The organism is Brevundimonas sp. (assembly GCF_018608325.1).
GTDB lineage: Bacteria > Pseudomonadota > Alphaproteobacteria > Caulobacterales > Caulobacteraceae > Brevundimonas.
The window spans coordinates 1-5,929 of the sequence record NZ_JABAZW010000042.1 but is presented as its reverse complement, the minus strand read 5'-3'; the positions used below and the strand labels follow the sequence as shown (position 1 = coordinate 5,929).

Here is a 5,929-nt window from a genome sequence, read left to right as displayed (position 1 = left end):
CTGGTGGGCGGGCAAGGAGAGCGAGGCCACGCGGCAAGCCGCCGCCGGATTCGACGGTCCCACGGTTCGGATGGAGGACGGCTTCATCCGTTCGCGCGGACTGGGATCGGATTTCGTCGGCGCCCTGTCGGTCGCGCTGGATGATCAGGGGGTCTATTATGACCCGTCCCGCCCGTCGCGGCTGGAGACCCTGATCGAGACCGACGGCCTGTCGCCCGGTCAACTAGCTCGGGCTGCAAGCTTGCGGATGCGGGTCGTCGGGGCAGGCCTGTCGAAATACAATCTGAAGGGTCAGGCGCCGACTGACTGGCCGACAGACCGCGAAATCCTGCTGGTCGTGGGACAGGTCGAGAACGACAAGTCGATCCTCCTGGGCTGCGGCCCCGACCTGAACACCAACTCCGGTCTGGTCGAGGCGGCGCGCGCCGATCACCCGGACGCCTTCCTGATCTATCGCAACCATCCCGATGTGCTGGCGGGCAATCGTCCCGGCAAACTGGACGCATCGGCGCTGGCGTCGGTGGATGCGACGGCGGACGGACTGGACATCATCGACTGTCTGGCGGCCTGCCAGCGGGTCGCCACCCTGACCTCCCTGACCGGGTTCGAGGCCCTGATGCGGGGCAAGGCCGTGTCGGTCTATGGCCGCCCCTTCTATGCAGGCTGGGGCCTGACCGACGACCGGATGACGTTCCAGCGCCGCACGCGTCGGGCCAGCGTCGATCATCTGGTTCACGCCGCCCTGATCGCCTATCCGATCTATGTCACGCCCGAGGGCTGGCCCTGCGAGGCCGAGGATCTGGTCGAGCGCCTGATCGCCGCCCGCGACCAGCCGACGCCCAAGGCGCCGCGCGGCCAGATCCAGCGCTGGGCCGCCGGGATCATCGCCAGTCTCGACCGAAAGCCTCCGCCATCCTATTGACGGGTTTAGATATGAAACGCTCTGCTTCGAACCATCGAGGCCGCGCGACAGGAACAGGCTCCTCTAGCAGCGAAGCCCCGCAGGCTGAGCGATAGGAACAAAGAAACAAAGATGCCCCACGCCGTCATCGCCGCCACCGGCCTCTTCACCCCCGAGCAGTCCGTCTCGAACGACGAACTGGTCGCCAGCTACAACGCCTGGGCTGACGGGTGGAATACGCGCCACGCCGCCGAGATCGAGGCGGGCGAGCTTGAGGCCAAGACCCATTCCTCATCCGGCTTCATCGAGAAGGCCTCGGGCATCAAGAGCCGCTACGTGCTGGACAAGACCGGCATCATCGACCCGCAGCGCATGGCCCCGCACCTGCCGGAACGCTCCAACGAGGAACTGTCGATCCTGGCCGAGATCGCGGTCAAGGCTGCTCAGGACGCCATCGCCGCCTGGGGCAAGCCGGTCAGCGAGATCGGAGCCGTCCTGTGCGCCGCCTCCAACATGGAGCGCGCCTATCCCGCCCTGTCGATCGAGGTCCAGCAGGCGCTGGGCATCGAGGGCTTCGCCTTCGACATGAACGTGGCCTGTTCGTCGGCGACCTTCGGCATCAAGACGGCGGCGGACTTCATCGCCTCCGGCTCGGCCAAGGCGGTGCTGATGGTCAACCCCGAAGTCTGCTCGGCCCACCTGAACTTCACCGACCGCGACAGCCATTTCATCTTCGGCGACGTGGCCACGGCCGTGATCGTGGAATCGTCGGACACGGCGGGTCCGGGCGGCTGGGACGTGCTGGGCGCGCGGTTGAAGACGGTCTTCTCCAACAACATCCGCAATAATTTCGGCTTCCTGAACCGCGCCGCGCGCGACACCGAACATCTGGACGCGACGGTCGCCGACGACAGCCAGCAGAACGACAAGCTGTTCGTCCAGCAGGGCCGCAAGGTCTTCCGCGACGTGGTGCCGATGGTGTCGGACATGATCGTCGACTACGCCGAGGAACTGGGCCTGGACCCGCACGGGCTGAAGCGCCTGTGGCTGCACCAGGCCAACATCAACATGAACACCCTGATCGGCAAGAAGGTGTTGGGCCGCGAGCCGTCGGAAGAAGAAAACGTCATCATTCTGGACGACTACGCCAACACCTCGTCGGCGGGGTCGATCATCGCCTTCCACCTGCACAATGACGGCTTCGAAGCAGGCGACACGGGGCTGATCTGCAGCTTCGGCGCCGGCTATTCCGCCGGCGCCGTCTTCGTCCGCAAACGCGCTTAAGAGACTGACCTAGGAAACAGGCTTGCCCGTCTCGGGGTGGGCCTTCTTCCACTCCATCGCCCGGCGCACGCGGTTCTCGACGCTGGGATGATCGTAGAACAAGAACTCCTCGATGGCCGAGGGTGAAGGCGCGCGATATTCGGCCGTCTTCACCAGAGCCTTGGCCAGACCATCCGGTTCATTGGCGTGAACCAGCGAGAAATGGTCGGCGTCTTCCTCGATCGTGCGGGTCATGGTCGCAAAGACCGGCGTAGCCAGGACGCCCAGGAAGGCCAGCACCAGACCCAGCACAGGCAGGCCTGCAGGGTCGGAGATGTCCCCCACCCGCTTCGCCCCCAGCAGACGCCGCGCGAACGGATACAGCCGGTCCGTCAGCCAGAAGGCCAGCCCCGCCAGAATGACCAGAACCCCGACCATCCACAGCACGTGGGCGTGGACGTAGTGGCCCATCTCATGGCCCACCACGCCGCGCACCTCTGACAGGTCGGCGCCCTGTTTGAACATGGTGTCGCTCATGGCCACGCGCGCCGTGCCGAACAGGCCGGACACATTGGCGGTGTAGCGATCCGACTGTTTGGAGCCGTTGTAGATGTAGATCTTGTCCGACGGCGTGCCGGTCTGTTTGGCCAGTTCGACAACGGCGTCACGCACCGGACCGTTCGGCGCAGGCGTATAGGTGTTGAAGATCGGCTCGATCAGGATCGGCGAGACAATCAGGCCGATCAGGATGAAGACCGTCGTGACCACCGCCCCCCAGGCCCACCACAGCCGCCTTGCCCGCCGGATCAGCGCATAGATCACCAGCAGCAGCAGGGACGACAGCACCACGGACATGACCGCACTGATCAGGGCCTCGCTCAGCCAGCCGCCCAGAGCCTGGCTGGTCAGGCCATAGGATTTCTCACGCCACCAACTTTCGTAAATGGACCACGGCAGGGTCAAAACCGTGCTGATCGCGAAATAAGCGGCTGCGACCGCCAGGGTCGCCAGATTGGGCCGGGGCTTGTTGCGCTCGATCCGCTCCCGGATCGCCACCAGCCAGTTGGTCCGCACAATGATCCAGGCGACCAGGGCCGCGACCAGAAAACTCCACAAAATCAACCAGTGCGAGCCCTGCGTATAGGCGACGGCCCGCGCCGTCTCCTGTGGCGACAGGGTCGCCAGCCACTGGGCGGTCGCCGCCGCCGGATCAAAATTGTTCATATCGTCCTCCCTCCAGAGAACCAGAACGTGTGACCGGCGTTATGTCAGGTTAATTCGCTTTCATGATCACAAATGCGCGGCCAAGCTTGAATCTGCCGCCTGTTTTTGCAACGGCTTTTCCTGTCGAGAACAGGGGAGCGCCCGCATGGCTCAGACAACACCGAAACACGTCCTGGAAAGCCTGGCCCGGGACATCGCCGCCGTGCTGAAAAGCATGGGCGGTTCGGCGCATCAGAATCTGGTGGTTGACTGCGTCACCGCCATGAAGCGCCAGCGTGGCGAAGCCGTGAATCCCACGGACCTGCGCCAGAAAATCATCGAAGCCTTCGAACAGTACCGCGACATGTTCGTGCGTCCCTTTGGCGAAGGCTCGCAACGTTGGGCTCTCGCCGGCGACATGACCTGACGACGGGGCCTGAAAACGGGGGCCTGACGACAGTCACCTGGAAAATGCAAAAGGCGCGCCCCTTTCGGAGCGCGCCCTTTTTCTGTTCAGCGGAAGCTGAAGATCAGAAGCGACGGATGTAGCTGACCGAGTAGGCGTCGGCCTTGCCGCCATCATCGCGGTAGTCGCGACGGGTCCAGTCGGCGCGGACGCCGTTCACGCCGTCGAGGAAGTAGTTGGCGCCAGCGCCATAGTTCCAGCTGTCGCCGCCGATGTCAGTCCGCGCGCCCACAACGTCCTGCTTCAGTTCGGTGTGGCCGTAACCACCACGCGCAAACAGTTCCAAGTTATTGGACACCGGCACGCGGCCAACCACATAGCCCGCGGCGTCCCAGTTCTGCTTGATCCGGCCATCAACGCCGTTGATCGTCACATCGTCCTTTTTCACGCCGACCGAGGCTTCGGTCTCGACGCCGATGTAACGGTTGATGTTCACGCCCAGGCGGCCCGTGACGGCGCCAGTCGTGGCGGCATCGCCGTCAAGATAAGTGTAACCCAGAGAACCGTAACCACGCGGCTCAGGATTGGTTTGAGCAAAGGCGGGTGCAGCGATTGCGGAAACGGCGACAGCAGCGAGAAGAATGTTACGCATTGTTTCTTATTAACTCCTAGATGTGATGAACCGAAGGAACATCAGCCCCATCCAGCGAGTGCTTAAATAGGTGGCGACCTGATCTGTTCCAGAGCTGACCAGAAGCAATCAATGCCTGTTGAACCTGAGCCACACACGGCGTTTTGCTAACAACGGCGACTTTGTGACATCAAAGAAAAAGGGCGGCCTCCGCAGAAGCCGCCCTTCAGTCTCTGGATGGATAAGACCTCAGCGGTCCTTTTCGCGCTCGATATCCAGCGCAGCCTGGGCGGCGGCGAGGCGAGCGATCGGCACGCGGTAGGGCGAGCAGGAGACGTAATCCAGGCCGGTCTTCTCGCAGAAGGCGATGGAGGCGGGGTCGCCGCCATGCTCGCCGCAGATGCCCAGCTTGACGTCAGGACGGGCGGCGCGACCGCGCTCGGTTGCGATCTCGATCAGGCCGCCGACGCCGTCCTGGTCCAGACGCACGAACGGGTCCGTCTCGAAGATGCCCTTGTCCAGATAGGCCTGCAGGAAGCGGCCCGAGTCGTCGCGGCTGATGCCGAACGTCGTCTGGGTCAGGTCATTGGTGCCGAAGCTGAAGAACTGGGCGTATTCGGCCAGATCGCCCGCACGGATGGCGGCGCGCGGCAGTTCGACCATGGCGCCGACCAGATAGTCGACAGTCTGCCCCGCCTCGCCGAACACCGCCTTGGCGGTGCGGTCGGTCAGTTCGCGGAGATATTTCATCTCCAGCCCCGTCGCCACCAGCGGGTGCATGATCTCGACGATCGGCGCCTGGCCTGACTTGGATTTCACATCCAGAGCGGCCTCCAGAACGGCGCGGACCTGCATCTCGTAGATTTCAGGATAGGCGACGCCCAGACGGCAGCCGCGATGGCCCAGCATGGGGTTGGTTTCGTGCAATTCCTTGGCGCGGCGCTTCAGCTTGTCGGCGTCGATGCCCGAGGTGGCGGCCAGGGCGTCGATGTCCTCATCCGAGTGCGGGATGAACTCGTGCAGCGGCGGGTCCAGCAGGCGCACCGTCACCGGCAGGCCGGCCATGATCTCGAACAGTTCGACGAAGTCCGACTTCTGGAACGGGGCGATCTTGGCCAGGGCCGTGCGGCGGCCCTTCTCGTCATCGGCCAGGATCATTTCGCGCACAGCGGCGATCCGGGTGTCGTCGAAGAACATATGCTCGGTGCGGCACAGGCCGATGCCCTCGGCGCCGAAGCCGCGCGCGGTCTTGGCGTCCAGCGGGGTTTCGGCGTTTGCGCGCACCTTCAGGCGACGCGCCTTGTCAGCCCAGGCCATCAGGGTCTGGAAGTCGCCGGTCAGTTCCGGCTCGATCATGGCCACGGCGCCGTCCAGCACCTCGCCCTTCGACCCATCGATGGTGATGACTTCACCGGCGGCGAAGCTGCGGCCGCGCGCGGTGAACACGCCTCGGGCCTCGTCAATGTGGATTTCACCCGCGCCAGAGACACAGGCCCGGCCCATGCCGCGCGCCACGACCGCCGCG

Annotated in this window: 5 protein-coding genes and 1 pseudogene; 3 read left to right on the top strand and 3 right to left on the bottom strand. The window is 64.3% G+C overall.

The features are described 5' to 3' along the window. Positions 1-922, top strand: a pseudogene (locus QZ281_RS04475) (capsular polysaccharide biosynthesis protein); the annotation flags it as partial. Between the two features lie 84 nt (positions 923-1,006). Beyond that, positions 1,007-2,185 (top strand): beta-ketoacyl-ACP synthase III, encoded by a 1,179-nt coding sequence (locus tag QZ281_RS04470; RefSeq protein WP_292225197.1) that lies wholly within the window; start codon positions 1,007-1,009, stop codon positions 2,183-2,185. Between the two features lie 9 nt (positions 2,186-2,194). On the opposite strand, the gene QZ281_RS04465 is transcribed toward QZ281_RS04470, so the two are convergent. Next, on the bottom strand, positions 2,195-3,388 hold the full coding sequence (locus QZ281_RS04465) for a M48 family metallopeptidase (protein ID WP_292225195.1): 1,194 nt from the start codon (positions 3,386-3,388) through the stop codon (positions 2,195-2,197). 145 nt (positions 3,389-3,533) lie between these two features. Here QZ281_RS04465 and QZ281_RS04460 point away from each other — a divergent pair, with 145 nt between their 5' ends. Beyond that, a complete protein-coding gene (locus QZ281_RS04460; RefSeq protein WP_292225192.1) occupies positions 3,534-3,794 on the top strand; it encodes a hypothetical protein in 261 nt (86 codons plus the stop codon). Between the two features lie 103 nt (positions 3,795-3,897). Here QZ281_RS04460 and QZ281_RS04455 read toward each other — a convergent pair whose 3' ends face one another. Both QZ281_RS04455 and QZ281_RS04450 read right to left on the bottom strand, forming a co-directional pair. Beyond that, on the bottom strand, positions 3,898-4,425 hold the full coding sequence (locus tag QZ281_RS04455; protein ID WP_292225189.1) for a porin family protein: 528 nt from the start codon (positions 4,423-4,425) through the stop codon (positions 3,898-3,900). A 228-nt stretch (positions 4,426-4,653) separates the two neighbouring features. Continuing rightward, the coding region (locus QZ281_RS04450; protein WP_292225187.1) for a putative PEP-binding protein at positions 4,654-5,929 on the bottom strand (1,276 nt) is incomplete at its 5' end.

Coding starts and splice junctions, on each gene's coding strand:
- QZ281_RS04465 (WP_292225195.1), bottom strand. CDS start 3,388: ATGAACAATTTTGATCCGGCGGCGGCGACCGCCCAGTGGCTGGCGACC.
- QZ281_RS04460 (WP_292225192.1), top strand. CDS start 3,534: ATGGCTCAGACAACACCGAAACACGTCCTGGAAAGCCTGGCCCGGGAC.
- QZ281_RS04455 (WP_292225189.1), bottom strand. CDS start 4,425: ATGCGTAACATTCTTCTCGCTGCTGTCGCCGTTTCCGCAATCGCTGCA.